This window comes from Mesorhizobium sp. M7A.F.Ca.MR.362.00.0.0 (assembly GCF_004023175.1).
GTDB lineage: Bacteria > Pseudomonadota > Alphaproteobacteria > Rhizobiales > Rhizobiaceae > Mesorhizobium.
The window spans coordinates 1-1,162 of sequence record NZ_RZTF01000626.1 but is presented as its reverse complement, the minus strand read 5'-3'; the positions used below and the strand labels follow the sequence as shown (position 1 = coordinate 1,162).

Here is a 1,162-nt window from a genome sequence, read left to right as displayed (position 1 = left end):
GGTTGAGGTAAACACGCGAAACTCCGGAAGACAAATTGTCGCCGGATTTCCGTCGCAAGTGCTTGGACGATGGGGACCGGCCACAAGGCTGGTGGCAATCGAGAGGCTGTCTAGAGTGGGACTTTTTGGCATGACCGAGAGATATAATGCGCGCTTGGCGCTGCTGGCGCCGCTTGTCGCGTCGGGCCTCGCTTTGTCCGGCTGCATGGGCTCTCCGACCTACGGCACCGACAAGACCGCCGGCGAACAGCTGGCCGGCGATATTTCGGGCGCCTTTTCATTCGCGCCGAAGCGCAAGGAACAGATCGACTACAAGCCGCGTCCGACGCTCGTGAAGCCGGCGCCAGGCCAGAAGGAAGCGCTGCCGGCCCCGCAGGACAGCATCGAGACGGCGAGCGCCGAATGGCCCGAATCGCCCGAGCAGCGCCGCGCCCGCTTGCGCGCCGACGCCACCGCCCATCAGAACGACCCGGCCTATCAGTCGGAGATCATCGACGACGTGCAGACGGACCCGGCCTCGGTGAAGAGGGCGATGGCGGAGTCAGGGTCGAACCACCCGCCGGCATGGACACCGGCCGATTCCGACAAGGGCCGTGCCGCCGAGATCCAGCGCCGCCTTGCCGACAGCAAGCAGGGCGATCCGAACACCCGCAAATATCTGAGCGAGCCTCCAGTGCAGTATCGTGTCGCGGCCGGCACGGCGCCGCAAGATCAGCTTGGCGAGGACGAGTACAAGAAGGAACGCCGCCTGAAGAAAGAGGCGGAAGGCAAGAAGGGCAGCGGCTGGTTCGACTGGATGCCGTCTCTGTAAGAACACCACGTTGTGTCGCCGGGCGTTGCGCCCGGTTCAGCCGCGCCGTTCCCGGAAAAATTCCTTGAGCAATAGACCCGCTTCGGTCTCGCCCATGCCCGGATAGATGTCGGGCGCGTGGTGGCAGGTCGGCGAGGCGAAAAAACGTACGCCATTGACCACGGCACCGCCCTTGTCGTCGGCGGCGCCGAAATAAAGCCGGCGCAGCCGGGCGAAGGAAATGGCGCCGGCACACATGGCGCAAGGTTCCAGCGTCACATAGAGATCATGGCCGGTCAGCCGCTCGGCCGACAGTTTGCGGCAAGCTTCGCGGATGACCAGCATCTCGGCATGCGCGGTCGGGTCGGCAAG

The 1,162-nt window shown here is 64.8% G+C and carries 2 protein-coding genes; one reads left to right on the top strand and one right to left on the bottom strand.

Features of this window, described 5'->3' with window-relative positions; genetic code table 11:
• Positions 1–130 precede the first annotated feature (130 nt).
• Positions 131–811, top strand: a complete 681-nt coding sequence (locus EOC06_RS36105; protein WP_128310035.1) for a hypothetical protein — start codon at positions 131–133, stop codon at positions 809–811.
• A 36-nt stretch (positions 812–847) separates the two neighbouring features.
• Here EOC06_RS36105 and EOC06_RS36100 read toward each other — a convergent pair.
• Positions 848–1,162 (bottom strand): nucleoside deaminase (locus tag EOC06_RS36100; RefSeq protein ID WP_164898961.1); only part of this gene is annotated, 315 nt, incomplete at its 5' end.